The sequence below is a fragment of the Haemophilus haemolyticus genome, assembly GCF_003352385.1.
GTDB lineage: Bacteria > Pseudomonadota > Gammaproteobacteria > Enterobacterales > Pasteurellaceae > Haemophilus > Haemophilus haemolyticus_I.
In genome coordinates this window covers 1,685,663-1,712,443 of the sequence record NZ_CP031243.1, presented here as the reverse complement: position 1 = coordinate 1,712,443, position 26,781 = coordinate 1,685,663, and the positions used below count along the sequence as shown (strand labels likewise).

The window sequence follows — 26,781 nt, the reverse complement described above, 5'->3', positions numbered from 1 at the left end:
GAGGTTGTATGAACGCAAAAAAACTTTCCATAATGCATTCTGCTTATTTTTGGATTATTTTATCCTTGTTGGCGTTTGCACTTCTGCCTTCCAATGCACTTGATTACGGTTTGTTTGAAAGTACTTCAGATGAATATTTAGAGGCAATGGGCTGGGCTTCTTTCAATTTAACTTGGGCTTGGTTCCTGCCTGTTATTGTGTATGGTGCTTTGCCGTTATTTAGATTGCCACAGCAAACCCAAGCAAAAACAGAGCTATTTTTGACCGCACTTTCTGTACTGTTTATGTTTATCAGTGCGACGGTGTACAAAATCAGTATGGGCTATTCTGTGATTGTGTTACTTGTGGGATATACCGCATTGGCGACACTTTCATTGGCCAAACTTAAAGTAATGCAAGGGGATAAGTTTATTATCGCTTCTTTACTTTGCATTATTTTGTTGATTTTCTTTTTTATCGTTTATCCAACATTGGCGATTTTTGTTTCAATGTTTTATGACGGCGATACCTTTGCACCACAACAAGTGATGCGTATTTTAACGCAGAGCTATATTGTTCGCGTGATTACGAATTCTCTTTTCTTATCGGGCTTTGTGGGCATCGTTTCTACTGTATTTGGTTTAGCCTTTGCGCTTTATACTACGCGTATCGCTCGTAGAACGGCATTTATCGGAAAAATTTTCTCTATTTTGCCAATTGTTACACCACCATTTGTTGTGGGATTAGGGGTAACTTTAATGCTTGGCCGTTCTGGTTATGTAACCGAATTTTTAAGTACGAATTTTGGTTTCACCAATCATAACTGGCTGTATGGTTTTAATGGGATTGCGATTGCTCAAATTCTCGCATTTGCTCCGATTTCTTTTATGATTCTAGATGGAGCATTGAAATCGGTACACCCGTCTATTGAAGAAGCCTCTTATACGTTGCGCGCTAATCGTTATCAAACGTTCTATCAGATTATTTTTCCGTTACTGCGTCCAGCATTAGCAAATTCTTTCTTAATTGTGTTTATTCAATCATTGGCGGACTTTAGTAATCCGTTAGTGCTGGGTGGAAGTTTTGATGTAATTGCGACACAAATTTATTTCTATATTGCGGGTTCACAACTTGATTATGCTTCAGCTAGTACTTTAGGTTCTATGTTGTTAATTTTCTCGTTGGCGATTTTTATCATTCAATACATTTGGATTGGTAACCGCTCTTATGTCACCGTTTCAGGTAAATCTTATCGTGGTGATGTGCAAGATCTTCCAACTGGTTTGAAATATACCATCATCGGCATGCTTGGATTCTGGGTAATCTTTAACATGGCGCTTTACGGAAGTATTTTCTACGGAAGCTTCACTGTAAACTGGGGCGTAGATTACACTTTAACCTTGAAAAACTATGCCATGTTATTCGGACAAGGACTGAGCGATGGAGCGTGGCCGTCACTAATCAATACCTTAATCTATGCAGGTATTGCCGCACCATTAACCGCATTCTTTGGATTATTGATTGCGTACATTGTGGTGCGTAAAGATTTCCAAGGTAAAAAATCCCTTGAGTTCTTAACTATGCTTTGTTTTGCCGTGCCGGGTACCGTGGCGGGGGTATCTTACATTTTAGCCTTCAACAATGCACCGCTTTATATTACGGGTACTGGCATTATCGTGATTATTTCAATGGTTATGCGTGACTTACCAATTGGTATGCGAGCAGCGATTGCTGGGTTAGGACAGCTTGATAAATCTCTTGATGAAGCATCGCTTTCTTTAAAAGGGAGTTCGTGGAAAACATTGTGCTTTATCGTATTACCATTATTAAAACCTGCGTTGCTTTCTGCTTTAGTGACTAGTTTCGTTCGTGCAATGACGACGGTAAGTGCAATTATATTCTTAGTGACTGCAGATACTCGAGTTGCAACAGCTTATATCCTAAATCGTGTTGAAGATGGTGAATACGGTGTTGCTATTGCATACGGTTCAATCCTAATTGTTGTCATGATGGCAATTATTTTATTCTTCGACTGGATTGTAGGTGATACACGTATCTCTCGTTCTAAAGCGAAAAAAATGAATTAACTCGTTAAGTTGTAGGTAAATATTATGAGTAATAATGATTTCTTAGTATTAAAAAATATCACCAAAGCATTTGGTAAAGCGGTCGTCATTGATAATTTAGATTTAACGATCAAACGTGGCACGATGGTAACATTGTTAGGGCCGTCAGGTTGCGGCAAAACCACCGTATTGCGTTTAGTGGCAGGATTAGAAAATCCAACATCAGGTCAAATTTTTATTGATGGCGAAGATGTAACAAAATCCTCTATTCAGAATCGAGATATTTGTATTGTCTTCCAATCTTACGCGCTTTTCCCGCATATGAGCATTGGCGATAACGTGGGCTACGGCTTAAAAATGCAAGGCATTGGCAAAGAAGAACGTGCTCAACGTGTAAAAGAGGCTTTAGAATTAGTGGATTTAGCGGGCTTTGAAGAGCGTTTTGTGGATCAAATTTCTGGTGGGCAACAACAACGTGTCGCATTGGCTCGTGCTTTAGTATTAAAGCCAAAAGTTCTATTGTTTGATGAACCATTAAGTAATTTGGATGCAAACTTACGTCGTTCAATGCGTGAAAAAATCCGTGAATTGCAACAACGTTTAGGCATTACTTCGCTTTATGTGACTCACGACCAAACAGAGGCATTCGCTGTATCTGATGAAGTTATCGTTATGCATAAAGGTAAAATTATGCAAAAAGCGCCAGCGAAAGAGCTTTATTTACGACCAAATTCTTTGTTCTTGGCAAACTTTATGGGCGAATCCAGTATTTTCGATGGAAAATTAGAAAATGGCATGGTGGATATTAATGGCTATCATGTACCTTTAAAAGACGCTGCACAGTTTAATTTACCCGATGGTGAATGTTTAGTGGGTATTCGCCCAGAAGCAATTTATCTTGCTGCAGAGGGCAGTGATGCACAACGTTGCGAGATTAAAAGTGCGGTTTATATGGGCAATCATTGGGAAGTGGTCGCAAATTGGGCAGGAAAAGATTTATTGGTGAATTGTAAACCAGAAGATTTTAATGCCGATTTAAAACAAGCTTATGTCAATTTATCTGATCACGGTATTTTCTTATTGAAGAAAGAGTAGTACAGCGTATAAAAAAAGTGCGGTGAAATTTCACCGCACTTTTGTGATTACAATTAAGGGGATGGATTTTCCCCTTTTTTATTTCTGTTATTAAATTGCCCAGCCGCCTGCATAGAATGCAACGAGTACGATTGCAATAATCACAGTACCTACATTTAAGCGTTTAATATCGCCGCTCACGATTCTTCCAATCACTAATGCCGCAAAACCTAACATAATACCTGTTACGATGTTAGCGGTAAGTACGATAAATACTGCGCAGATTAATCCGCTCATCGCGCCAACGAAATCATCGAAATCTAATTTGCTTACATTGCTTAACATTAATAAACCAACATACATTAATGCTGGGGCAGTTGCGTATCCTGGCACTAAGAAAGCTAATGGTTGGAAGAAAAGCATTAATAGGAATAACACACCAACAACGATAGCAGTAATGCCTGTTTTACCGCCTGCTGCTGTCCCTGCTGCTGACTCAATATAAACGGCAGCTGGAGCTGTACCGAATAAGCCAGAGAATAAGCTACTGATTGAGTCTGAAGTTAAAGCTTTACCGCCATTGATAATTTGGCCATCCTTATCAAGTAAGTCTGCTTGACCTGCAACTGCGCGAATTGTACCCGTTGCATCAAATACGGCGGTCATCACCAAAGCAAATACGACAGGTAAGATTGCGGGTTGTAGTGCGCCCATAAAGTCTAATTGTAAGAAAAGAGAATTTTCACCAAAGGTTGGCATTTTGAAAATCTCTCCGCCAAATTTTACATTTGGATCAAAAATTAAACCTACGATAGTAATAGCGATAATTACCCATAAAATACCGCCTTTAATTTTCATTTTTTCAAGGCCGATAATGAGCGCCAAACCAATTAAGGACATCATGACTGGGAATGAGGTGAAATCGCCTAATTTTACTGGTAAGCCAGCTTGGTTGCTGACGACTAAACCAACGCCATTTGCGGCAATTAAAAGTAAAAAGAGTCCGATACCAATGCCCGCTCCGTGAGCGATACTGGATGGTAAATTACGCAAGATCCATGCACGGATACCAGTGGCAGAAATTAAGGTAAACACAACCCCCATTAAGAATACTGCGCCTAGCGCAACGGGAATGGCGACCTTTTGACCAATCACTAAGCTAAATGCTGTAAAAGCAGTAAGAGAAATGGCACAACCAATTGCCATTGGTGCATTTGCCCATAAGCCGATTAAGATAGAGCCTAATCCTGCAACTAAACAGGTGGCAATAAAAACAGATTCCGTAGGAAAACCTGCAGCACCTAGCATATTGGGTACCACGATTACAGAATAAACCATTGCTAAGAAAGTGGTTAAACCCGCGATAATTTCTTGACGAACAGTTGAACCACGTTGTTTGAGCTCAAATGTTTTTTCTAAAGTTGGCATAGTGTTCCTTAAAGTTGAGTGAAAAATTGAAGTAAATAAGGTGCGCTATTTTACATCATAAAAATGATAAGTAAACGTTTGCGCGAGTTTTGTTTAGGATAAAGTGCGGTCAAAATTATGAATAGTTATGAAATAATCTATTTGCTGATTTTCTCTACAAATGAGACTGCGAGTCAGCAGAAAAACTGCTATACTTGTCGCGTTTTTTAACTTGATAAAATGAAGGAAACAAAATGGCTGATTTTAATCAAATTTTAACGCCAGGCGATGTAGATGCTGGCATTATCAATGTAGTAAATGAAATTCCAGAAGGTAGCTGCCATAAAATCGAATGGAACCGTAAAGTTGCGGCATTCCAGTTAGATCGTGTTGAGCCAGCAATTTTTGCAAAACCAACTAACTATGGTTTCATTCCACAAACTTTAGATGAAGATGGCGATGAGTTAGATGTGTTATTAATCACTCGCCAACCATTAGCAACAGGTGTATTCCTTGAAGCTAAAGTAATTGGTGTCATGAAATTTGTTGATGATGGCGAAGTTGATGACAAAATCGTTTGTGTTCCTGCAGATGATCGTGATACAGGCAATGCGTACAATTCATTAGCAGATTTACCGGCAAACTTAATTAAACAAATTGAATTCCATTTCAATAACTATAAAGCGCTTAAGAAACCAGGCTCAACGAAAGTAACTCATTGGGGCGATGTAGAAGAAGCGAAAGAAGTGATTCGTGAGTCTATTAAACGTTGGAATGATCGTTAATTAATTAAAGACGTTTGATTGTAAAAGTCCCTGATTCTTTGAACCGGGGATTTTTTATATGAGTTTCAGAAATTTAGATAATAAAAAAACACCTCTCGGTGCTTGCTTTATTTTTAAGTGGTGGGTCGTGAAGGATTCGAACCTTCGACCAACGGATTAAAAGTCCGCTGCTCTACCGACTGAGCTAACGACCCAATTAGATGATTTTAAAGTAAATTTTAAAATCTTTGAATTGGTGTTTAAATGGTGCCCGAAGCCAGACTTGAACTGGCACGCCTCGAAAGGCGAGGGATTTTAAATCCCTTGTGTCTACCGATTCCACCACTCGGGCATATAGACAACTAACATTTGCGTATTATGGAGGCGTGTCCCGGAGTCGAACCGAGCTACATGGATTTGCAATCCAGTGCATAACCGCTTTGCTAACACGCCACGAATTGGAGCGGGAAACGAGGCTCGAACTCGCGACCCCGACCTTGGCAAGGTCGTGCTCTACCAACTGAGCTATTCCCGCATTCGCTGTTAGTGGTGCGCATTTTACGGAAATTCAGATAAGTGTCAATTACAGATTTAAAAAAATTATCTAACCGTTTAAAAAAAGTTCATTTTGTTCAAATAAATCACAGAAAATGATGGAAAAATGGAATTTTATGTAATTTTCTAATTTCTACTTTTATCACTTTTTCCTTTGTGCCAAAATGCTAAACGTTTTTTAGCACGTAAAGTGCGATTGATTTTTTCATTATTTTAGAGGATGTTATGACACAACAATATGCTATCGATACTTTATTAGCTCAAGCAGGTAATCGCAGTGATGAGCGTACTGGCGCAGTTTCTACACCAATTTTTCTTTCTACGGCTTATGGTCATTATGGTATCGGTGAAAGTACGGGATTTGATTACACACGTACCAAAAACCCAACTCGTACAGTATTAGAAGAAACGATGGCTAAATTAGAGAATGGAGATCGTGGTTTTGCCTTTTCTTCTGGTATGGCTGCCATTCAAGTTTTGATGACGCTTTTCACTGCCCCAGATGAATGGATCGTTTCTAGCGATGTGTATGGTGGTACTTATCGATTATTAGATTTTTCTTATAAAAATAACAATAGTGTAAAACCTGTTTATGTTAATACAGCATCTGTTTCTGAAATTGAGGCGGCAATTAACCCAAATACGAAAGCGATTTTTATTGAAACCCCATCAAATCCCTTAATGGAAGAATGTGATGTAGTTGAAATTGCAAAACTTGCGAAAAAATATAATTTGATGTTGATCGTGGATAATACGTTTTTAACGCCTGTGCTTTCTCGTCCGTTAGATTTAGGTGCGGATGTGGTAATTCACAGCGGAACTAAATATATTGCTGGTCATAATGATGCACTTGTAGGGCTGATTGTTGCAAAAGGGCAAGAACTTTGTGATCGCATTGCTTATATTCAAAATGGTGCGGGTGCAGTACTTTCACCTTTTGATTCTTGGCTGACTATTCGCGGTATGAAGACCCTTTCTTTGCGTATGAAACGCCATCAAGAAAATGCACAAGCTATTGCGGAATTTTTAAAAGATCAACCACAAGTGGAATCGGTGCTTTATCCAAATAAAGGTGGGATGTTGTCTTTCCGTTTGCAAGATGAAGCTTGGGTTAATACGTTCTTAAAATCCATCAAATTGATTACTTTTGCAGAAAGTCTAGGCGGCACAGAAAGTTTTATTACTTATCCTGCCACTCAAACTCATATGGATATTCCAGAATCCGAGCGTGTAGCTCGTGGGATTACTAACACCTTGTTGCGTTTTTCAGTCGGTATTGAAGATGTAGAAGATATTAAAGCGGACTTATTACAGGCTTTTGCAAACTTAAAATAATTGGAGCAAACCATGAAAATTGCAATCTATAGCACTAAAAGCTATGACCGAAAATATATTGAACTCATTAACGCGAAATATAATTTCGATTTAGAATTTTTTGATTTTATGCTGAACGAGAGCACCGCACGTTTGGCAGAGCATTGCGAAGTAGTATGCATTTTCGTGAATGATAATGGTAGCCGAAAAGTATTAGAAAAATTAGCCGCACTTGGTGTGAAAATCGTGGCTTTGCGCTGTGCGGGTTTCAATAATGTTGATTTAAAAGCCGCTCAAGAATTGGGCATTCAAGTTGTACGCGTTCCCGCTTATTCGCCTGAAGCAGTGGCAGAACATACCATTGGTTTGATGATGACGCTGAACCGTCGAATTCATCGTGCTTATCAGCGTACCCGAGAAGCGAATTTCTCTCTTGAGGGATTAATTGGTTTCAATATGCACGGACGCACGGTTGGCGTAATCGGAACGGGTAAAATTGGGATTGCGGTGATGCGAATTTTGAAAGGTTTTGGCATGAATATTTTGGCATACGATCCTTTCAAAAATCCAGTGGTGGAAGATCTTGGTGGACAATACGTTGAATTAGATGAGCTTTATGCTAAATCTCATGTGATTACGCTCCATTGCCCAGCAACGCCAGAAAACTATCATTTATTAAATCGCGAAGCTTTTGCAAAAATGAAAGATGGCGTGATGATCGTTAATACGAGTCGCGGCTCTTTGATTGATACCCAAGCTGCAATTGATGCGTTAAAACAGCGCAAAATCGGGGCGTTAGGTATGGATGTGTATGAGAATGAGCGAGATTTGTTCTTTGAAGATAAGTCTAACGAAGTGATTCAAGATGATATTTTCCGCCGTTTATCTTCTTGCCATAATGTATTGCTGACAGGCCATCAAGCATTTTTAACCGAAGAGGCACTAACCAATATTGCGGATGTGACTTTATCAAATGTTTATAAATTGAAATCGGGCAAAGTGTGTGAAAATATTGTTTTGCCGTCTTAGCTTTTGGCAATTAAAACGATTAGTTTACATTTTTTAAAACGGTGTTATTCTGCACCGCACTTGTAAGTTTAAAAAAAGCCCTTATATAGGGATTCCATTCACAAAATAAGGAAAACAAAATGAGCGAAGTATTACACATTAATGACGCAGATTTTGAAGGTGTTGTAGTTAATTCAGATATCCCCGTTTTATTAGACTTTTGGGCACCATGGTGTGGCCCTTGCAAAATGATTGCACCAGTGTTAGATGAACTTGCTCCTGAATTTGCAGGTAAAGTTAAAATCGTGAAAATGAATGTGGATGACAATCAAGCAACCCCAGCACAATTTGGTGTTCGTAGTATCCCAACATTATTATTGATTAAAAATGGTCAAGTTGTTGCAACTCAAGTTGGTGCATTACCAAAAACTCAATTGGCTAACTTCATTAACCAACATATTTAATCGTTGCTTAAAGCTATAAGTAACTTTAGAGCATTGATAAGATTGCCCCTTAATGGGGCAATTTTTTTGTCTAAAATTTTGATGAACGACCTGATGAGAATCAAAGCACTTGCTCAAATTCTATATTTAAAGGAAAGGCTTTGGTTATCGTGTTGTAAATAAAACAACAGCTTAATGAGTTTTGCGTGAGTTGTGTGAAGATGTCATCGGTTAAATCTGATGAAATAAAAATTTTAATTTTTCCGTCATTAATGACAGGTTGCTCACTATAGCCGCGAACGCCCAGTAAGGTTAAAGGATTGTCGAGGTTGAGCCAAATTTTTCCTTCCATTTCTACAATATCGGCACGTTGTTGAGCAAAATGTGCTTTTACACTGCTCAAAATGCCACCTAAAATAGAAACAGCAAAATAATCTACCGCACTTTTTTGTAACGATTGGTTATCAAAATTGACTTGTGAATAGAGCGAAATGCTGTCATTCGGGGTGAATAATTTAATTTCTTCTCCGCGTAATACGGCTCGATATTTAGCGGTAAAACATTCACTTTCAGGTACGTTATACATAACGTTCTCTCAATATTGATTTTGCCTCATTTAATACCTTAAGTTTGGCTTCAATAATGTCAAAACCATTTAAAGGGCGGTTAGAAAAAGTGGCAAATCCACAATCTGGATTTAGCCAAATTTGCTCTGGTGGAAGGTAATTTAAGGCTTTTTCTGCTCGTTGAACAATCTGCTCTACGCTTTCCACTTCATCAGAACGAGGATTGATGACGCCTAAGCCTAAAATACATTTTTGTCTTAAGATTTTACTTTCTAATAACGAACTTAATTCTCCCGCTCTTGGCGTAGAAAATTCGAGCATTAAAATATCAGGTAATGCCGATTCAAATAAATCCACTAATGATGTATAAGGCCCGCGCAATAATACACTTTCATCTTTGCTCCAGTTGCCACGACATACATGTAGTGCGGTTTTGATATTTTTATTTCTTGCATACTCAAAGATTTGAGTAATTAAACTTTTTGCAAATTGTAGTTCCGCAGCAAAATCTTGTTTTTCGCTTAACGCCGCACACATAAATGAACGTGTTTGATGATGGCTAAAAATAACTTCTGTCAAAACAGGCTCATCAAATTGAACTACGTTTACGCCTAGCTCACACAAATGATCAATTTCTTGCTTTAAGATAGCAACAACATCTTTTGCCATTTCTTCTTTTGATGAATAATGTTGCCCTGACACAGGCGAAAGCCACATGGAGCGAGCCATTAAGTAAGGCCCTGGCAAGGTTGCTTTAATTGGTTGCTTGATTAGATTTTTTAGTAGTAGCATTTCATCTGCTACTAAAGATTGTTTGTAGCTGATTTTTCCCACGCAAATAGCATTTTTTATGGAAAGTGCGGGAACATCCAAGGTTTCTAGCATTGACTCAAAAATTTGCTTTTCTTTAATGTGATCGAGCATTTCACTCATGCTCATTAAGGTCGCGCCTTGAATTTTTTGTGCAATAAATGAAAGGTAATTGTCGCGAAGTAATTCACCGCTAGTGATGATATCAATGCCAGTTCGTTGTTGAAGTTCGACAATTTGTTTCGTTTCTTGAACAACGATTTGCTCAAGCTCTGCTGTGGTTATTTTGCCTAGTGTGTGCTTTTTACGCGCCATCAAAAGTACTTGGCTACGAGGCATTGAGCCTAAAAGGGAAGTAGTGAAAGGTTTCATAGAAAATCCACAATGATGGGCGTTTATTACACGCCCATCATGACATATTGATCTTAAAAGAATTTTAAATATTCATTGGCAGCTTGTAATTGAGCAAAACCTTTTGTTCTGCCCGCAACCCAACGTTTTAATCCTTCCAAATCCATCATTTCTTTATGTTCTGGATTGTTGTAATCCATTTTGAACAAGGTTTCGGTGAATGCATTGAATTTGGTTTCATCTAATCCCACGCGCCCACTAAAAATACAATGGTCAAATGATGGTGTTTTTGCAAGTACTCGAACTGTTGCTGGATCGAGTGTGCCATCTTTTGTCCAACGTTCAAAGTTGAAATCTAACATCCATGTTGCCGCGACTTGGCGATCTTTTAATGCATTTGCTGCATCTAATTCACCGCCTACATGATCGCCGTGTAAACCAACACCCACATCAAAGCGTTTTTCTACATAATCTTGACCAAATTCCAGGCCATGTTGATGTAAAAACTCGATTGGAATTAACCGCGCTTGTGGGGAATCAATTGCACCAAAAGCAATAGTTTTATTTTTTAAATCTTCAATGGATTGGATCGTTGGATCATTAACAACTAAATAGCTTTGACGATCTTGGTCGGTATCACGCATGGCACCATTTAAGGTTTTTCCACCACTCCGCAAGTAACCGTCTAACCAAGCTAGGGGAGAGTTCCACGCTACATCAATTTCAGTATTGAGTAACGCATCAACTTGCCCTTTGTAGTCTTTGAAATACACGGGTTCAATAGGGAAGCCTTCTTTTTCGAAAAAGTCTGCAATAATTCCCCAAATCACTGTCACTTGTGGGGCGTAGATGACCGCCCCAATTTTTAATTTCTCACTCATTTTTCACCGCACTTTATGGAATTTGTTGACCTGTAATGGCTTTACCTAACCAAATATTTAGCACATCGACACTTGGCGCCATCACTTGACTTGCTAATGCATCGCGTAAATAGCGTTCCATTGGCCCCATTTTGTTATAGGCCTTACCACCGCCAATACGCATACCAATTTGTGCAAGGGTAATAGCATTTTCGCTCGCAAGAATACGGGCGGCTAATAATTTATCCAATGCATCTGTATCACCTTCTGTGGCTGCACGAGCAGCATCTCTCGTAGCACATACAGCAGCGTTTGTATTTGCATAGATTTTAGCTAAATGAATTTGCACGGTTTCGATTTCAGCTAATGCAGTGCCAGATGTGTATTTACGGTGTGTTGAATGTTTAATTGCCTCAGTAAGCACGGCTTTGCATACGCCGCTATAGACAGCAGCCAAGCCACAAATAAAGGCTGGTGCAATGCCACCAAATACTTGTTCTGCGCCTGCGCCAACTTCGCCAATGCGCCAGTCACGATCTAATGGCATATCGGTCATTCGCATAAAGCAAGAGACATTGCTACGCATACCTAATCCATTCCAGCTATCGGCTTCAAAAGTTAAGCCTTGAGTACCAAGTGGAAGCACCCAATTATCAATAGTTTCGCCATTTTCAGAAGGCAAAAGCGCTAAATAATAAGAGGCATAATTGCCCGATGTCACCATGGATTTTAAGCCATTGAATACTGCATGTTCAGCATTAAATTGTGCGTTTGCATCGGTAATATAGAAGTGAGTCCCAGTTCCTAATTCACTATAGGCGAGTGCGGCAAAGGTTTGATTTTGAACAATATCAGAAAAGATTTTTTGTTTGAGTTGATCGCTGCCGAATAGATTTAAACAATTCACTGCAACGTTACTCATCATGTAACAGAGACCAGCAGAGGCTGAACTTTCAGCTAACGCCATACAGACTTCAGCGTGTTCTTTTAGGGTTAATCCCATTCCGCCGTATTCTTTTGGAATTAAAAGTGAAAACCAACCAGCTTTACCTAATTCCTTAAATGCCTGAACAGGAAATTCTTTTTTTTGATCGAGTTCGTCGGCGTAAGGCTCAATAAACCGTTCCGCTAACTTTCTCACCTGAGTATAGATTTGCGACATAATATATCCTTATTGTGTGTTGAGAAAAACTTTCTACGAGGCGGATATTATTATGCTCAGTTTCTTTTTTCTAGTATTTAATTCAAAATAATTTCAGTAATGTGACGTGGATCAAGAAAAAATCTGGCAAGCATTTTCCCATGTGACTTTTTTAATCAATTTAGCAGGTTCATTTCTTAAGGCGCAAAGGGCTTTAAAACTTTCCACAATACGCTCTGGTCGATTAGGCTGGCCTTGAAAACCAAATACAGGCATATCTGGACTGTCTGTTTCCAACACTAAGGCATCAAGTGGTAGTTTTGCAATCGCTTGACGAGTTTTATTGGCGCGTTCATAAGTAATAGTGCCGCCAACCCCGATTTTATAACCTAAATCAACAAAGCGTTTAGCTTGATCGTAGCTTCCTGAAAAACCGTGTACCACGCCAAGTTTAGATAATGGAATACGTTTTAAAAAAGTAAAAATTTGATCATGGGTTTTTCGACTGTGAATATTGATGGGTAAATTGAATTGCTTTGCCAAATAAAGTTGGCTTTCAAAAAAATGACATTGCTTTGCCCAAAGTTCATCGGTGAGCAAATCAGGAATCGCGCGTTCTAAACCAATTTCTGCCACTGCCGTGCAATTTGCATCACGATTTTTTAAGGCTTGTTCTAACAGCATCAAATCATTTTCGGCGTGTTCTTTAATATAAAGAGGATGTAACCCAAGCCCATAGCATAAATTATCAGGAAAAAGTGCGGTCATATTTTGGATTATTTTAAAATCAGCTTCTTTCACTGCCACAATCAGTATTTTTTGCACATCGGCTTGCTTAGCATTATCAATAAGCTGTGACAAAGGCTCCCCCGTAAATTGTTGGAGATAATCGAGATGCGTGTGAGTGTCGAAGAAAGGCATGAGCATTTTCCTTTAGGTCGATAAAAAATGGCGGAATTCATCCGCCATTCATAATTATTCTACTGAAACCGATGTAATCACTACATCTTCAGTTGGAACATCTTGATGAAAGCCTTTGTTGCCTGTTTTCACTTTTTTGATTTTATCAACAACATCCATCCCTTCAACCACTTCGCCAAATACTGCATAGCCCCATTCTTGAACGACTTCGCGACCAAACATTTCTTTTGAACGATAATTTAAGAAATCATTGTCTGCCACGTTAATGAAAAATTGTGCTGTCGCTGAATGTGGATCTGAAGTGCGAGCCATTGCAATGGTTCCACGTTTGTTACTTAAACGATTGTTCGCTTCATTTTGGATTGGTGCGTTGGTTGCTTTTTCACGCATACCGCTTTCCATACCACCACCTTGAATCATAAAGCCATCAATAACACGGTGAAAAATTGTGTTATTATAAAAACCGTCTTTGCAGTAATTTAAGAAGTTTTCTGCTGTAACTGGAGCTTTATCAAAATCCAATTTAATTTTAATGTCGCCAAAGTTTGTGTGTAACGTAACCATTTTGTTTTCCTTCTGAAAAATTAAGGGTCGTATTATTCCACAATCGAGGTAAAAGTGCTATAAAAGTGCGGTTTGTTTTTATTTCATTTTACGAGCTTAAAAATGCTAAAAATTTTCAATACCTTAACGAGAGAAAAAGAAATCTTTAAACCTATCCACGAAAATAAAGTGGGAATGTATGTTTGTGGCGTCACTGTTTATGATTTGTGCCATATCGGTCATGGACGCACTTTTGTGTGTTTTGATGTGATTGCCCGTTATTTACGTTCTTTGGGTTACGATTTAACTTATGTGCGCAATATTACGGACGTAGATGACAAAATTATTAAACGTGCGTTAGAAAACAAAGAAACCTGCGATCAACTTGTGGATCGTATGGTGCAAGAAATGTATAAAGATTTTGATGCACTTAATGTATTACGCCCTGATTTTGAACCTCGTGCGACCCATCATATTCCAGAAATTATTGAAATTGTGGAAAAATTGATTAAACGCGGACATGCTTATGTTGCGGATAATGGCGATGTGATGTTTGATGTGGAAAGTTTTAAAGAATACGGCAAATTATCTCGTCAAGATCTTGAGCAATTACAAGCTGGTGCACGTATTGAAATCAATGAAATCAAGAAAAATCCAATGGATTTCGTGCTTTGGAAAATGTCGAAAGAAAACGAACCAAGTTGGGCTTCCCCTTGGGGTGCAGGTCGTCCTGGCTGGCATATTGAATGTTCTGCAATGAACTGCAAACAGCTTGGCGAGCATTTTGATATTCACGGTGGTGGCTCTGATTTAATGTTCCCTCACCACGAAAATGAAATCGCGCAATCTTGCTGTGCGCATGGTGGACAATATGTGAATTATTGGATCCATTCCGGCATGATCATGGTAGATAAAGAAAAAATGTCGAAATCCCTCGGCAATTTCTTCACAATTCGTGATGTATTAAACCACTACAATGCAGAAGCGGTACGTTATTTCTTACTAACGGCACAATATCGTAGCCAACTCAATTATAGTGAAGAAAACCTGAATTTAGCACAAGGTGCATTGGAACGTTTGTACACCGCTTTACGTGGCACTGATCAAAGTGCGGTCGCTTTTGGCGGTGAAAATTTTGTGGAAGCCTTCCGTGAAGCAATGGACGATGATTTTAATACGCCAAATGCACTTTCTGTTTTATTCGAAATGGCGCGTGAAATTAACAAATTAAAAACAGAAGATGTTGAGAAAGCCAATGGGCTTGCCGCGCGTTTGCGTGAATTGGGTGAGATTTTAGGATTACTTCAACAAGAACCGGAGAAATTCTTACAAGCAGGTTCTGACGATGATGAAGTGGCAAAAATTGAAGCGCTGATTAAACAACGCAATGAGGCCCGCGCTGCTAAAGATTGGTCTGCCGCAGATGCAGCGCGTAATGAGCTTACCGCTATGGGTATCGTATTAGAAGATGGGCCGAATGGAACAACTTGGCGTAAGCAATAAATTCAAATGTTAAATTAATTTCATTAAAAAGACTAAGTTCAGAACGTAATAGAACTTAGTCTTTTTATTTTTTCATCATTTCTTAATATAGGATTTTAATGTTTGTTCCACTTCATAAATCCAATCTAATTCATGCTGCGTGAAACCCGCTTGAATACGAGCATCGGTATTAATGACACCTTTAAAAATTACAATACGATATTTGTGTAGCAACTCAGTAAAGCACTTCATTGCATCCAAACCCCGTTTTTTAGAAAGTGCGTGATACCAATGATTGCCGATATACACATGGCCAATTTCATCGCGCAAAATAATATCCAAAATGTTCACTGCGGCAAAATCTTTACGTTGTGCGATTTTCTCTTGCAGAACAGGTGTTGCATCGAGGCCGCGTGCTTCTAATACACGAGGAACTAACGCCATTCGTTCCCAAATATCGTGCGCGGTGGCTTGCGCCATTTCCCATAATCCAGCATGAGCTTCAAAATCACCATATTGATAACCCAATGTTTTCAAATGTTCATTGACTAAGGAAAAGTGCGTGCTTTCTTCACGAGCGACACGTAACCAATCTTTCACAAAAGCCAAACCTTCGCCAAGTTCTTCTTGTGCATTACGCCCGAATCGCCAAGCCGCATCTAAGCCTAAATTAATCGCATTAAACTCAATATGTGCGATAGCGTGCAATGTGGCTGCATAGCCTTCTTCTGTGGCGAAAGAACGTTTAGGCACATCTTTCGGTGCAACTAAGAGCGGTTTTTCAGGAAAAGCGGCAATATTATCTTGCGGCACGACTTCAGGAAAATCTTCTAATTTAATCAACTTAATTTGTGGCAGAAGATTATCGTAGAGATCATTAACTAAACGACATTTTTCTTGTGGATTCGCTGTTTTTAGTGCGGTTTCAACCTGTTGCCAAAATTGTGTAATAAGTGCGGTCATTTTTTCTCTCTTATTCGTTAAAACGGATCAAACCTTCTTGTTGTGTTGTTGCGATTAATTGACCATCTTGCGAGAAAATCTGCCCACGCGCCAAACCACGGCCTCCAAAGGCATTATTGCTTTCAATTGCGTGCAAATGCCAGTGATTTAAATCAAACGGACGATGGAACCAAATACTATGATCAATGGTTGCGACTTTCATTCCTTTTTGTAAAAAGCCTTTTTCGTGCGGATGAAGTGCGGTCAAAATACAGTGAAAATCGGAAAAATAAGCCAATAAACATTGCTGAATTTTTATATCAAGCGGCGTTTCACCATTGGTTTTAAACCACGAATATTGCTCGGCTGGCAATTTTGTTCCGTTGAATGGATTGTTTAAATATTTAGTACGCACCTCAAATGGACGCTCTGCGGCAAATTTTTCATTGAGTGGTTCTGGCAAGGTTTGAGCCACTTTTTGTAGCATTACATTTTCATCCGTAAAGTCTTCAGGCGCGCCAACATTTGACATTGCATTTTGATGTTCAAAACCTTTTTCTGGCACTTGGAAAGAAGCGGTTACATGACAAATAGTATTTTTATGTTGAATGGCTTTCACGCGTAATGCAGAAAAGTTACGCCCTTCACGCAAGGTTTCCACATCGTAAATAATCGAATATTGGCTGTCTCCAGGGGCAAGAAAATAGGCATGACAAGAATGTAAAATGCGATCTTCTGGTGCCACCTGCATTGCTGCTGATAATGCTTGAGCCACAACTTGCCCACCAAATACTTGACGAAAACCTAAATCTTGGCTTTCACCACGAAAGATTAAATCATCAATTTTTTCAAGTTTAAGAAGATGAATGAGGTTATTGAGAATATCTGACATATTGCTTTCCTTGAAGAGACGATAAAAGTGCGGTTATTTTAGCGGAGATTTTGGGGAATGCCAAAGTTGGAAATAAAAAGCACGCATTAAAAAATGCGTGCTTTTGCTATCGTGTTAATCAAAGGTGTTTAACTCTTCTCTTCACTTCTTCCTGTTTTCCCGCATTAAATGGGCGGGCATCAGGGCTGCCTAGATAGCCACATACGCGGCGAGTGACAGACACTTTTGTGCTATCGTGATTGCCACATTTAGGGCAAACAAAACCTTTACTGGTACATTCAAATTCGCCGGTGAAACCACATTCATAACATTCATCAATCGGTGTATTTGTGCCGTAGTAAGGCACGCGATCGTAGCTATAATCCCACACATCTTCCAATGCTTTTAAGTTGTGTTGAATATTTGGATATTCTCCGTAGCAAATAAAACCGCCGCTAGCGAGTGGGGGATATGCCATTTCGAAATCTAGTTTATCGTAAGGATTCACTTTCTTTTCTACATCTAAGTGGTAACTGTTCGTGTAGTATCCCTTATCCGTGACACCTTCAATCACGCCAAATTTTTTGGTGTCTAGACGGCAGAATCGGTCGCATAAGTTTTCGCTTGGCGTGGAGTAAAGGCTGAAGGCATAGCCTGTTTCTTTTTGCCAACGTTTAACTGCCTCGCTAAGGTGGCGAACAATCGCAATGCCTTTTTCGCGTAATTGTTCATCATCAAAAATATGCCCTTTGTTATATAGCGCATTAATGGTTTCGTGAATACCGATATAGCCGAGCGAAATAGAAGCGCGTCCATTTTTGAAAATTTGTGCCACATTTTCATCCGCTTTTAACCGCACTCCGCATGCGCCTTCCATATAAAGAATGGGAGCAACGCGAGCTTTGGTATTCTCAAGGCGGGCAATGCGCGTCATTAATGCTTTTTTCGCAATAGCTAAACGCTCATCTAAAGTGCGGTAGAAATCTTCTTCGTTTTTAGACTCCAACGCGATACGCGGTAAATTCAAACTCACCACGCCAAGATTATTACGCCCATCGTGAATTTCATGGCCGTCTTCTTCGTATGCACCTAAAAAGCTACGACATCCCATAGGGGCTTTAAAAGAGCCTGTGACTTTGACAACTTGATCGTAATTGAGAATATCTGGATACATACGTTTTGATGCACATTCTAATGCGAGCTGTTTGATATCGTAATTCGGATCGCCTTGAGTTTGGTTCAAGCCTTTTTTGATGGTGAAAACAAGTTTTGGAAAGACTGGCGTTTTATGATTTTTTCCGAGTCCACGAATACGATTTTTCAAAATAGCTTGCTGAATTAAACGGGATTGCCAGCTTGTACCTAAACCAAAACCAAAGGTCACAAATGGTGTTTGTCCATTCGAAGTATGCAATGTATTAACTTCATATTCTAAAGATTGGAAGGCATCGAAACATTCTTTTTCAATCAATGCTTTAGCGTAACCTTCAACATCAGGTACATTCCATTCTTGGGCATGTTTGAGGTGTTTTTCGTAACTGATTTGCACATAAGGAGAAAGCACTTCATCAATGCGATTAATGGTTGTGCCGCCGTAAATATGGCTGGCAACTTGGGCGATAATTTGTGCTGTCACTGCTGTTGCCGTGCCGATAGATTTTGGGGGTTCGATTTCCGCATTGCCCATTTTGAAGCCATGAGAAAGCATGCCTTCTAAATCCACTAACATACAGTTAAACATCGGGAAGAACGGCGCGTAATCTAAATCGTGATAATGAATTTCACCTTTTTCGTGAGCCTCTACCACATCGCGTGGAAGAATATGGTGCTTGGCATAATGTTTTGCCACAATTCCAGCAAGCAAATCTCGTTGTGTTGGAATCACTTTCGCGTCTTTATTGGCGTTTTCGTTAAGTAATTCTACGTTGCTTTGTTCAATCAAGCCTTCAATTTCTTTTGTTAGCTGGCTACGTTTTTCTCGCGCTAAATCACGATCATGACGATATTCGATATACGCACGAGCAACCTCGGGATAACGACTTGCCATCAATTTATCTTCAACGATTTTTTGAATCTGATTAATATCAATCTCGCCTTGATGATGGGTGAAAATTTCATTTCCTACTTCTTGCCCAATTTGGTGGCAATAAAATTCATCGGAAATATTGACCGCACTTGCGGCTTTTTTAATGGCATTGATGATACGTTGAATCTCAAACTCCGCACGAGAACCATCGCGCTTGATGACCCCAAAGTTACTCATGATATAGCTCCAATATATAGTTTTTTTGAAATGCGGACTGCACTATATATAGATCTAAAAAGATAATCAACGCACAATATGTAGTGTTTTTAGGAGTTTTATTGTAAGAGAATTTTGTTAAAGATTGATTTTATTAGAAAAATATCAAATTAAGTTGTTGAGAACTTTTCTCAAATATTTTTTGATTTTGTGATCAATATCACAATGTTTACTTTTGGGGTTATAGGTTTTGAGAAAAAATAGTCTATGGTAAAATAGAATGAATATTTAACAAGGGTAAAAATGATGACTGATAAGCTAAATTTAAATGTATTAGACGCTGCATTTTATTCGTTAGAGCAAACCGTAGTACAAATTTCAGACAGAAATTGGTTTGATATGCAATCCTCTATTGTACAAGATACCTTAATTGCAGGTGCAATTCAGAAATTTGAATTTGTTTATGAGCTAAGTTTAAAAATGATGAAACGCCAACTTCAACAAGATGCAATTAATACCGATGACATTGGGGCTTATGGATTTAAGGATATTTTGCGAGAAGCATTGAGATTTGGTTTGATTGAAGATATGTCAAAATGGGTTGCTTATCGTGATATGCGTAATATTACATCACATACTTATGATCAAGAAAAAGCCATGGCTGTTTATGCACAAATTGATGATTTTTTAATAGAAAGTCGTTTCCTATTGGAACAATTACGTCAGAGAAATCAATATGACTAGTTTTGCACAGCTTGATATAAAATCTGAAGAATTGGCGATTGTGAAAACTATTTTACAACAATTAGTACCTGATTATACCGTGTGGGCTTTCGGTTCTCGTGTAAAGGGAAAGGCAAAAAAATATTCCGATCTTGACCTTGCGATTATCTCTGAGGAACCTTTAGATTTTTTAGCTCGTGACAGATTAAAAGAAGCTTTTTCTGAATCAGATTTACCGTGGCGAGTGGATCTTGTTGATTGGGCTACAACGAGCGAAGATTTTAGGGAAATTATCCGAAAAGTTTATGTTGTTATTCAGGAAAAAGAAAAAACGGCCGAAAAACCGACCGCTCTTTAGACCAAATGTAAATTAAGCTGCCACCATTACCATCGCTGGGCGAATGACTCGACCATTTAAGGTGTAGCCTTTTTGCAATACGACGCTAATTTGATTGGTTTCAAAGCCTTCAGCAGGTTGCATTGAAATGGCTTGATGTAAGTCAGGATTAAATGCTTCACCGACAACTCCCACAGCTTCCACGCCAAAACGACCAACGGTTGAAACTAATTCTTTTAAGGTCAGTTCTACGCCGTCAAATAAGGCTTTTACGCTTTCATCTTCTTTATTTGCTGGAGTGGCAAGGGCTCTCTCTAGGTTATCGATAGTATTCAAAATGTCTTTTGAGAATTTTTCCAATGCGAATTTATGTGCTTTTTCTACATCTTGTTCAGTTCGACGACGAAGGTTTTCAATTTCAGCACGAGAGCGAAGTAAAATATCCTGTTCTTTGTTTGCCGCTTCTTCAATTTGAGTTTTTAGCTGCTCTTCAAGTTCTTGCACTCGGGCAATAGCTTCTTCTAAAGGATCAAGTTCTCGAGAAGGCTCTGTTTGTTGTGTTTCTTCCAGAACGACTTCTTCTTGCTTTTCTACTTCTGGGTTTTCAACTTTTTGTTCTTGTTCTGACATTTTTTTCTCCGTAAATACAAAATTCGCTATAGTCGTTAGCTATAGTCTAACAAAAAACTATATAATGACGAAAATGTTAAATTCAAGTGCGGTTTATTTTATGAATAATTTATATCGTTCCTTTAAAACCATTGGGCTTGTAGGAAAGCCTAGAAATGACATTAACCTACAAATGCACAAAAATTTGTTTCACTGGTTAACGGAACGTGGCTATCAAGTAATAATGGAAAAAGATGTTGCAGAAAAATTGGGGCTTCCTGCAGAAAATCTTGCAACACTTGATGAAATTGGTTGCCAAGCACAGTTGGTTATCGTGATTGGTGGGGATGGTAATATGCTTGGGCGTGCTCGTGTATTAGCAAAATATGATATTCCATTGATTGGTATCAACCGTGGTAATTTGGGATTTTTAACAGATATTGACCCGAAAAATGCCTATGCTCAACTAGAAGCTTGTTTAGAACGCGGTGAATTCTTCGTGGAAGAACGTTTTTTATTGGAAGCACAAATTGAGCGTGCAGGTGAAATTGTATCGACAGGTAATGCAGTGAATGAGGCGGTTATCCACCCTGCGAAAATTGCACATATGATCGATTTTCATGTGTATATCAATGATAAGTTTGCATTTTCACAACGTTCTGATGGATTAATTGTTTCTACTCCGACAGGTTCTACAGCTTATTCTCTTTCCGCTGGTGGCCCGATTTTGACACCAAACCTTAATGCCATTGCATTAGTGCCAATGTTTCCACATACATTAACTTCTCGTCCTCTTGTTATTGATGGTGATAGTAAAATATCGATTCGTTTTGCTGAGCATAATACATCTCAATTGGAAGTGGGCTGTGATAGTCAAATAGCCTTACCTTTTACTCCAGATGACGTGGTTCATATTCAAAAAAGTGAGCATAAACTCCGCTTGCTTCATCTAAAAAATTATAATTATTACGATGTATTAAGTACCAAATTAGGTTGGTTAAAATCATTTTGATTATGGTAAAAATTTTCGATTGAAATAGATTTGACAAAATACTGTAAAAAAATCCTTTACTGTAAATTAAATCAGTTGTATCATATTAAATATACAGTTAAAGGATTTTGCTATGCTTACTCAACTTACTATCAATAATTTTGCGATTGTTCGCCAGCTTGATATCGAATTGGCGAAAGGAATGTCTGTAATTACTGGGGAAACTGGGGCAGGTAAATCTATCGCCATTGATGCTTTAGGTTTATGCTTCGGACAGAGAGTGGAAACCTCAATGGTGCGTGAAGGGCAAGAACGTGCCGAAATTTGTGCAACTTTCCAACTAGAATCGCAGAATCCTGCTTATCACTGGTTGAGTGAGCAAGAATTACAAGATCCAGATAATCCAACAGAATGTATTTTGCGTCGTGTGATTAATGCTGATGGACGTTCTAAAGCTTTTATTAATAGTACTCCTGTATCAGCTTCTCAATTAAAAGAAATTGGTCAATATCTTGTTCATATTAATGGGCAGCACGCTTCTCAATTATTGTTAAAAAATGACTATCAGCTTCAGTTAGTTGATGATTTTGCCGCTCATCCTGAATTACTTGTGAAAATGCGTGAAGATTATCAGGCATGGAAAAATCTCCAAAATCAAGTTAAAACCTTTCAACAAAAAGTGGCAGAAAATGAAGCACGTAAACAACTTTTACAGTATCAAGTGGATGAGTTAGATGAATTTAACCTTCGACCAAATGAATATTTGGAATTAGAAGATGAACAACGTCGTTTATCTAGCAGCGAACAGCTAACTCAACTTTCTCAATCAGTCCTGCAAATTTTAAGTGAAAATGACACGGTAAATATCGATAGCTTGCTTTATCGTGCGACACAATATATTGATGAATTAGCTGAACTTGATCCGCAATATACTGAAGTGCAAAGTATGCTGAATGATGCGTTAATTCAAGTGCAAGAAGCAACCAGTGAAGTGCGAAATTTATCGAGTAATATCGAGCAAGATCCTCAACTTTTACAGGAAATCGAACAAAGAATTAGTCAGACTTTACAACTTGCTCGTAAACATCAAGTTAAACCTGAAGATCTTGTGGAACATCACAAAAAATTAAAAGCAGAATTAACCGCACTCTTAGATTTTTCTGAAAGTGAAGAGATGTTGATTGAGCAAGAAAAACTCGCATTTGAACAAATGCAAGTAACGGCTAGTGCATTAACTGCAAGTCGTCAGCAATCTGCAACCCGCTTAGCGCAAAATGTCACACAGTCGATAAAACAACTTGCAATGGAAAACGCTGAATTTTATGTAGAGTTGAATACGGATTTAGATAAAGTGAGTGCAAATGGTGCGGATAATGTGATTTTCACTTTGCGTAGTAATTTAGGACAACAACCGCAGCCATTAGCTAAAATTGCTTCTGGTGGCGAACTTTCTCGTATTTCTTTAGCGATTCAAGTTTTAACTTCTGATCAATCGGCTATTCCAACCTTAATTTTTGATGAAGTGGACGTGGGCATTAGCGGAAAAACAGCAAGCGTTGTCGGAAAACTCTTACGTCAATTAAGTGAACGTTGCCAAGTATTATGCGTCACTCACTTGCCACAGGTTGCTTGTCATGGCCACCATCAGTTCAATGTAGAAAAATTTACTGTGGATAATAAAACTGAAACACAAATGACCGCACTTTCACAAGCTGAACGTGTACCAGCCTTGGCAATACTCTTGGGCGGAAGTGAAATTACAGAATTAGCCTTAGCCAATGCGCAGGAAATGCTAAATTTAGTTCATTAAAAATGGGATTTAATTGCTATTTTATGAACTAAATAGCTTATCCCAAAATGCTTGAATAAATGACCGCTCTTTGACAAATTCAGTTTTATCTACAACAGGAGATTTACCTATCAAATTCAAATGGTGAATAGCATTGCGTAAATCGACATAACTTTGTTTTAAAGCGTCGCAGTCTGTTTGGCTAATAATTTGAGCCTCTGCCATATCATCGAAAATACGTACATTGTCTGACCATTTTGTCAGTTGTGGGTTTTGCGGAGCATTGGCAAGCATTAAATATTGAGCAATAAATTCAATATCAGTGATACCACCGCGATCTGTTTTAAGATTAAATTCAGCATCTTTTGAATGGGACAAATGTGTGAACATTTTTTCTCGCATCTCTACAACATCTCGCTTTAATTGCTCAAGATCTCGTGATGCAGAAAGCACTTGTTGGCGGATATGCTCAAATTTAGCTTTAAGAGATGATTCGCCAAATACTGGACGAGCGCGCACAAGTGCTTGTTTTTCCCATGTCCAAGCGTCATTTAATTGATAATGGGAAAATGCAGAAAGAGAGCAGCCAATTAAGCCAGCATCGCCAGAAGGGCGCAGGCGCATATCTGCCTCATAAAGTACGCCAGCGGAAGTATTTATGCTGAAAATACTTACAATCTTTTGTGCCAAACGCAGGTAAAATTGATTGCTATCAATCACTTTTTTGCCACCTGTTGTTTGACTTTCTACGGCATCGTATAAAAATACGAGGTCTAAATCAGATTTATAACCGAGTTCAATCCCTCCCAGTTTTCCATAACCAATCACTAAAAATCCTTTTTCATTATTTTGCAAATGTTCAGGCACGCCAAATCTAGACGAAATTTGTTTCCAAGCTAGATTCACAACCACTTCAATAATCGCTTCGGCAAGATAGGTTAAATGATCGCTTACCTTCATTACCGGTAATGCCCCTAAAATATCTGCCGCAGCCACTTTTAATAGGGTTGCTTGTTTAAATTGACGCAAAGCATCAATAAGCTGTTCTTCATCATCAGGTGGTAAACGAAGCAAATATTGATGTAACTCTGCAGGATATTGGGTAAATGGCAACGGATGGCGTAGTGCTTCTGTATTAAGCAATTCATCTAATAAGATAGGATGGCGAGCTAGTTGTTCTGAAATAAGTTGAGACTGTGCACAAAGTTCAATAACTTGCTGAAGGGCACGAGGATTTTCCAATAATAATTCTAAATAAGTCGTGCGACTCGAAATTTTTTCAATAATGTTCAGAATTCGGGGGAGCAAAGTGCGGTAATTTTCTTGAGTAAAAATAAGAGCAAATACCGTTGGCATTAAATGACTTAATACATCACGCCCACGCGAACCAATCACTCTGTGATTTAGGCTGTCTTTGAATTGAGCAAGCTTTTCTAAAACTTCATCAATATTATTTTCTGATATGCCGTTCTCTAATAATGTCTGTTCAATATCCTCAAAATCTGATTCTAAAAAATCTTGCCACTGGCTATCAGTTTGTGAAGGCTCATCTTGTTCATCACCAATTAATTGAGTAAATACCGCCCGCACTTTTTCTTGTTTTTGTTGTAAAGTGCGGTAAAAATCGTCCCAATTTTCTATTGGATAATGTTTTTCAATGGTTTGATTATTTTCATTTAAACAGGTGAATGTTTTACATGCCTCTACTAAACGAATTTGATCTATTTCATCGGTTGGTAGTGTTTGAGTTTGTTGATCGTTAATGGCTTGTAGAATGTTTTCTACACGACGTAAAAAAATATAACTTTCACGTAAATCGTGGAATTGTTGTTCGGTAATTAATCCTAGTTTGGTAATTTCAGGTAAGATCCTTAAGAGTGAATGTTGTTGCAGATTGATTTCTCGCCCGCCTCGAATGAGTTGAAAAACTTGCACGATAAATTCGACTTCACGAATACCGCCAGCACCTAGTTTAATATTATCTTTCAAACCACGACGGCGTACTTCTCGCTCAATTTTTCCTTTCATTTCGCGTAAAGATTGAATCACACTAAAGTCAATATAGCGACGATACACAAAAGGGCGTAACATTTTTTGCAATTTGGATGCGTTAGGATCCTTGGTTTGTGCGCCCAATACTCGTCCTTTAATCATTGCATAGCGTTCCCAATCTCGACCTTGATCTTGATAATATTGTTCCATTGCTGCAAAGCTGAGAACAAGCGCGCCACTGTCACCAAATGGGCGCAAGCGCATATCGGTTCGATACACAAAACCATCAGAGGTAAATTCATCTAAGGCAGAAATAAGGCGTTGCCCTAAACGCGTAAAAAATTTTCCATTATCCACAGAACGTCGAGCATTCGTATTCTCAATGGACGTTTCTCCTTGTGATGGATAAGTAAAAATTAAATCAATATCCGAGGAAAAATTTAGTTCAAAGCCGCCTAATTTCCCCATTCCTAGGATATAAAGCTGCTGCGGATTGCCTTGTTCATCCATTGGTGTGCCCATCTCCGCACAGGCTTGATGATAAAGCCAATCGCGGGCAGCGATAATTAAACTTTCTGCAAGTTGTGAAAGCTGAACAAAAATTTCCTCAACGGTCGCAAGATTCAAACTTTGACAAAAACTTAATTTTGCCATTTCAATGTTACGGAATTGGCGTAATGTTTGATAGAGTGAGGTTTCGTCATGTACATTGGCTAACTCTCTATTCAAACGTTCAATATAGGCAGAGCAATCTGCAAAACAGGGCGATTTTTCCCACCATTGTTTCACTAAGTGCGGGTATTTTTGAAAGACTTTTTCCACAAAGTCAGACATTGCCATAGCATAGCCTAATTGATAAACAGGCAGTTCAGGATGATTTGAATTTTGTTGAATAGCTTCGTGAATTTTTTCTGGGGAAAGTTCTGGAAAAGATTGGCACAGGATTGTGCCAAGATATTGTAATTTTTGTTCAATGAGGGCAGAAAGTGCGGTCATTTTTT

General features: G+C 38.7%; 23 protein-coding genes and 4 tRNA genes. 11 read left to right on the top strand and 16 right to left on the bottom strand.

Going from position 1 to position 26,781, the window contains the following annotated elements; all coding sequences use genetic code 11:
• Window positions 1-8: 8 nt before the first annotated feature.
• Together DV428_RS08290 and fbpC are read left to right on the top strand one after the other, a co-directional pair.
• Window positions 9-2,066 (top strand): ABC transporter permease, encoded by a 2,058-nt coding sequence (locus DV428_RS08290; RefSeq protein WP_162790803.1) that lies wholly within the window; start codon window positions 9-11, stop codon window positions 2,064-2,066.
• A gap of 24 nt (window positions 2,067-2,090) precedes the next feature.
• On the top strand, window positions 2,091-3,140 hold the full coding sequence (gene fbpC, locus DV428_RS08285) for a ferric ABC transporter ATP-binding protein (RefSeq protein WP_114909376.1): 1,050 nt from the start codon (window positions 2,091-2,093) through the stop codon (window positions 3,138-3,140).
• Between the two features lie 90 nt (window positions 3,141-3,230).
• On the opposite strand, the gene DV428_RS08280 is transcribed toward fbpC, so the two are convergent.
• Window positions 3,231-4,547, bottom strand: coding sequence for an NCS2 family permease (locus DV428_RS08280; RefSeq protein WP_114909375.1), 1,317 nt, complete (start codon window positions 4,545-4,547; stop codon window positions 3,231-3,233).
• Between the two features lie 233 nt (window positions 4,548-4,780).
• Between DV428_RS08280 and DV428_RS08275 the strand changes: the two genes are divergently transcribed.
• On the top strand, window positions 4,781-5,311 hold the full coding sequence (locus DV428_RS08275; protein WP_105872822.1) for an inorganic diphosphatase: 531 nt from the start codon (window positions 4,781-4,783) through the stop codon (window positions 5,309-5,311).
• Window positions 5,312-5,429: 118 nt separating this feature from the next.
• Here the strand turns inward: DV428_RS08275 and DV428_RS08270 are convergent.
• The 4 genes from DV428_RS08270 to DV428_RS08255 form a co-directional block, all read right to left on the bottom strand.
• Window positions 5,430-5,505, bottom strand: a tRNA-Lys gene (locus tag DV428_RS08270).
• Between the two features lie 50 nt (window positions 5,506-5,555).
• Window positions 5,556-5,642 (bottom strand) — tRNA-Leu (locus DV428_RS08265).
• Window positions 5,643-5,669: 27 nt separating this feature from the next.
• A tRNA-Cys gene (locus DV428_RS08260) sits at window positions 5,670-5,743 on the bottom strand.
• A gap of 6 nt (window positions 5,744-5,749) precedes the next feature.
• Window positions 5,750-5,825: transfer RNA gene (locus DV428_RS08255), tRNA-Gly, on the bottom strand.
• 245 nt (window positions 5,826-6,070) lie between these two features.
• Here DV428_RS08255 and DV428_RS08250 point away from each other — a divergent pair.
• From DV428_RS08250 to trxA, 3 genes are all read left to right on the top strand, one after another.
• Complete coding sequence (locus DV428_RS08250; RefSeq protein WP_114909374.1) at window positions 6,071-7,180, top strand: methionine biosynthesis PLP-dependent protein; 1,110 nt, start codon at window positions 6,071-6,073, stop codon at window positions 7,178-7,180.
• Between the two features lie 12 nt (window positions 7,181-7,192).
• Entirely contained in the window at window positions 7,193-8,188 is a 996-nt protein-coding gene (locus DV428_RS08245; RefSeq protein WP_114909373.1) for a 2-hydroxyacid dehydrogenase, read from the top strand.
• Window positions 8,189-8,307: 119 nt separating this feature from the next.
• On the top strand, window positions 8,308-8,631 hold the full coding sequence (trxA, locus tag DV428_RS08240; RefSeq protein WP_114909372.1) for a thioredoxin: 324 nt from the start codon (window positions 8,308-8,310) through the stop codon (window positions 8,629-8,631).
• Between the two features lie 100 nt (window positions 8,632-8,731).
• Here trxA and DV428_RS08235 read toward each other — a convergent pair whose 3' ends face one another.
• The 6 genes from DV428_RS08235 to DV428_RS08210 all read right to left on the bottom strand — a co-directional run bounded on the left by DV428_RS08235 (window position 8,732) and on the right by DV428_RS08210 (window position 13,823).
• A complete protein-coding gene (locus DV428_RS08235; protein WP_114909371.1) occupies window positions 8,732-9,196 on the bottom strand; it encodes a peroxiredoxin in 465 nt (154 codons plus the stop codon).
• Complete coding sequence (locus DV428_RS08230; protein WP_114909370.1) at window positions 9,189-10,358, bottom strand: cobalamin-independent methionine synthase II family protein; 1,170 nt, start codon at window positions 10,356-10,358, stop codon at window positions 9,189-9,191. The genes DV428_RS08235 and DV428_RS08230 overlap by 8 nt, the downstream gene beginning before the upstream one ends.
• Window positions 10,359-10,411: 53 nt before the next feature.
• Window positions 10,412-11,218 (bottom strand): phosphate/phosphite/phosphonate ABC transporter substrate-binding protein, encoded by an 807-nt coding sequence (locus DV428_RS08225; protein WP_114909369.1) that lies wholly within the window; start codon window positions 11,216-11,218, stop codon window positions 10,412-10,414.
• Window positions 11,219-11,231: 13 nt separating this feature from the next.
• Window positions 11,232-12,359, bottom strand: a complete 1,128-nt coding sequence (locus DV428_RS08220) for an acyl-CoA dehydrogenase family protein (protein ID WP_114909368.1) — start codon at window positions 12,357-12,359, stop codon at window positions 11,232-11,234.
• 111 nt (window positions 12,360-12,470) lie between these two features.
• On the bottom strand, window positions 12,471-13,259 hold the full coding sequence (locus DV428_RS08215) for a TatD family hydrolase (RefSeq protein WP_114909367.1): 789 nt from the start codon (window positions 13,257-13,259) through the stop codon (window positions 12,471-12,473).
• 54 nt (window positions 13,260-13,313) lie between these two features.
• Window positions 13,314-13,823, bottom strand: a complete 510-nt coding sequence (locus DV428_RS08210; RefSeq protein ID WP_005627927.1) for a peptidylprolyl isomerase — start codon at window positions 13,821-13,823, stop codon at window positions 13,314-13,316.
• A gap of 102 nt (window positions 13,824-13,925) precedes the next feature.
• Here DV428_RS08210 and cysS point away from each other — a divergent pair, with 102 nt between their 5' ends.
• A complete protein-coding gene (gene cysS / locus DV428_RS08205; RefSeq protein ID WP_114909366.1) occupies window positions 13,926-15,305 on the top strand; it encodes a cysteine--tRNA ligase in 1,380 nt (459 codons plus the stop codon).
• Window positions 15,306-15,380: 75 nt separating this feature from the next.
• Here the strand turns inward: cysS and DV428_RS08200 are convergent, their stop codons facing one another.
• The 3 genes from DV428_RS08200 to nrdD all read right to left on the bottom strand — a co-directional run bounded on the left by DV428_RS08200 (window position 15,381) and on the right by nrdD (window position 19,360).
• Entirely contained in the window at window positions 15,381-16,247 is an 867-nt protein-coding gene (locus DV428_RS08200) for a ferritin-like domain-containing protein (protein WP_114909365.1), read from the bottom strand.
• Window positions 16,248-16,257: 10 nt separating this feature from the next.
• Window positions 16,258-17,118 (bottom strand): acyl-CoA thioesterase II, encoded by an 861-nt coding sequence (tesB, locus tag DV428_RS08195; protein WP_114909364.1) that lies wholly within the window; start codon window positions 17,116-17,118, stop codon window positions 16,258-16,260.
• A gap of 118 nt (window positions 17,119-17,236) precedes the next feature.
• A complete protein-coding gene (gene nrdD, locus DV428_RS08190; RefSeq protein ID WP_114909363.1) occupies window positions 17,237-19,360 on the bottom strand; it encodes an anaerobic ribonucleoside-triphosphate reductase in 2,124 nt (707 codons plus the stop codon).
• A gap of 282 nt (window positions 19,361-19,642) precedes the next feature.
• Here nrdD and DV428_RS08185 point away from each other — a divergent pair, with 282 nt between their 5' ends.
• Both DV428_RS08185 and DV428_RS08180 read left to right on the top strand, forming a co-directional pair.
• The gene (locus DV428_RS08185; RefSeq protein ID WP_114909362.1) at window positions 19,643-20,083 is read left to right on the top strand and encodes an HI0074 family nucleotidyltransferase substrate-binding subunit; all 441 of its coding nucleotides are present in this window, start codon (window positions 19,643-19,645) and stop codon (window positions 20,081-20,083) included.
• A complete protein-coding gene (locus DV428_RS08180; RefSeq protein ID WP_114909361.1) occupies window positions 20,076-20,420 on the top strand; it encodes a nucleotidyltransferase family protein in 345 nt (114 codons plus the stop codon). The genes DV428_RS08185 and DV428_RS08180 overlap by 8 nt, the downstream gene beginning before the upstream one ends.
• A gap of 12 nt (window positions 20,421-20,432) precedes the next feature.
• On the opposite strand, the gene grpE is transcribed toward DV428_RS08180, so the two are convergent.
• A complete protein-coding gene (gene grpE / locus DV428_RS08175; RefSeq protein WP_114909360.1) occupies window positions 20,433-21,029 on the bottom strand; it encodes a nucleotide exchange factor GrpE in 597 nt (198 codons plus the stop codon).
• Between the two features lie 100 nt (window positions 21,030-21,129).
• Here grpE and DV428_RS08170 point away from each other — a divergent pair, with 100 nt between their 5' ends.
• On the top strand, window positions 21,130-22,020 hold the full coding sequence (locus tag DV428_RS08170) for an NAD(+) kinase (protein WP_114909599.1): 891 nt from the start codon (window positions 21,130-21,132) through the stop codon (window positions 22,018-22,020).
• Between the two features lie 112 nt (window positions 22,021-22,132).
• Window positions 22,133-23,809 carry a DNA repair protein RecN gene (gene recN / locus DV428_RS08165; protein ID WP_114909359.1) on the top strand — a complete coding sequence of 559 codons (1,677 nt, stop codon included), beginning with the start codon at window positions 22,133-22,135 and terminating at the stop codon, window positions 23,807-23,809.
• Window positions 23,810-23,830: 21 nt separating this feature from the next.
• Here the strand turns inward: recN and glnE are convergent, their stop codons facing one another.
• Window positions 23,831-26,776: a bifunctional [glutamate--ammonia ligase]-adenylyl-L-tyrosine phosphorylase/[glutamate--ammonia-ligase] adenylyltransferase gene (gene glnE, locus DV428_RS08160; RefSeq protein ID WP_114909358.1), complete on the bottom strand. Its 2,946-nt coding sequence runs from the start codon at window positions 26,774-26,776 to the stop codon at window positions 23,831-23,833.
• Window positions 26,777-26,781: the final 5 nt, after the last annotated feature.

Bases quoted from the DNA above. Each gene is read 5' to 3' on its own strand.
- DV428_RS08210 (WP_005627927.1), bottom strand. From the start codon at position 13,823: ATGGTTACGTTACACACAAACTTTGGCGACATTAAAATTAAATTGGAT.
- DV428_RS08215 (WP_114909367.1), bottom strand. From the start codon at position 13,259: ATGCCTTTCTTCGACACTCACACGCATCTCGATTATCTCCAACAATTT.
- recN (WP_114909359.1), top strand. From the start codon at position 22,133: ATGCTTACTCAACTTACTATCAATAATTTTGCGATTGTTCGCCAGCTT.
- DV428_RS08250 (WP_114909374.1), top strand. From the start codon at position 6,071: ATGACACAACAATATGCTATCGATACTTTATTAGCTCAAGCAGGTAAT.
- DV428_RS08200 (WP_114909365.1), bottom strand. From the start codon at position 16,247: ATGACCGCACTTATTACACAATTTTGGCAACAGGTTGAAACCGCACTA.
- DV428_RS08220 (WP_114909368.1), bottom strand. From the start codon at position 12,359: ATGTCGCAAATCTATACTCAGGTGAGAAAGTTAGCGGAACGGTTTATT.
- trxA (WP_114909372.1), top strand. From the start codon at position 8,308: ATGAGCGAAGTATTACACATTAATGACGCAGATTTTGAAGGTGTTGTA.
- tesB (WP_114909364.1), bottom strand. From the start codon at position 17,118: ATGTCAGATATTCTCAATAACCTCATTCATCTTCTTAAACTTGAAAAA.
- DV428_RS08290 (WP_162790803.1), top strand. From the start codon at position 9: ATGAACGCAAAAAAACTTTCCATAATGCATTCTGCTTATTTTTGGATT.
- glnE (WP_114909358.1), bottom strand. From the start codon at position 26,776: ATGACCGCACTTTCTGCCCTCATTGAACAAAAATTACAATATCTTGGC.
- cysS (WP_114909366.1), top strand. From the start codon at position 13,926: ATGCTAAAAATTTTCAATACCTTAACGAGAGAAAAAGAAATCTTTAAA.
- DV428_RS08170 (WP_114909599.1), top strand. From the start codon at position 21,130: ATGAATAATTTATATCGTTCCTTTAAAACCATTGGGCTTGTAGGAAAG.
- nrdD (WP_114909363.1), bottom strand. From the start codon at position 19,360: ATGAGTAACTTTGGGGTCATCAAGCGCGATGGTTCTCGTGCGGAGTTT.
- DV428_RS08275 (WP_105872822.1), top strand. From the start codon at position 4,781: ATGGCTGATTTTAATCAAATTTTAACGCCAGGCGATGTAGATGCTGGC.
- fbpC (WP_114909376.1), top strand. From the start codon at position 2,091: ATGAGTAATAATGATTTCTTAGTATTAAAAAATATCACCAAAGCATTT.
- DV428_RS08280 (WP_114909375.1), bottom strand. From the start codon at position 4,547: ATGCCAACTTTAGAAAAAACATTTGAGCTCAAACAACGTGGTTCAACT.
- DV428_RS08225 (WP_114909369.1), bottom strand. From the start codon at position 11,218: ATGAGTGAGAAATTAAAAATTGGGGCGGTCATCTACGCCCCACAAGTG.
- DV428_RS08230 (WP_114909370.1), bottom strand. From the start codon at position 10,358: ATGAAACCTTTCACTACTTCCCTTTTAGGCTCAATGCCTCGTAGCCAA.
- grpE (WP_114909360.1), bottom strand. From the start codon at position 21,029: ATGTCAGAACAAGAACAAAAAGTTGAAAACCCAGAAGTAGAAAAGCAA.
- DV428_RS08235 (WP_114909371.1), bottom strand. From the start codon at position 9,196: ATGTATAACGTACCTGAAAGTGAATGTTTTACCGCTAAATATCGAGCC.
- DV428_RS08180 (WP_114909361.1), top strand. From the start codon at position 20,076: ATGACTAGTTTTGCACAGCTTGATATAAAATCTGAAGAATTGGCGATT.
- DV428_RS08185 (WP_114909362.1), top strand. From the start codon at position 19,643: ATGATGACTGATAAGCTAAATTTAAATGTATTAGACGCTGCATTTTAT.
- DV428_RS08245 (WP_114909373.1), top strand. From the start codon at position 7,193: ATGAAAATTGCAATCTATAGCACTAAAAGCTATGACCGAAAATATATT.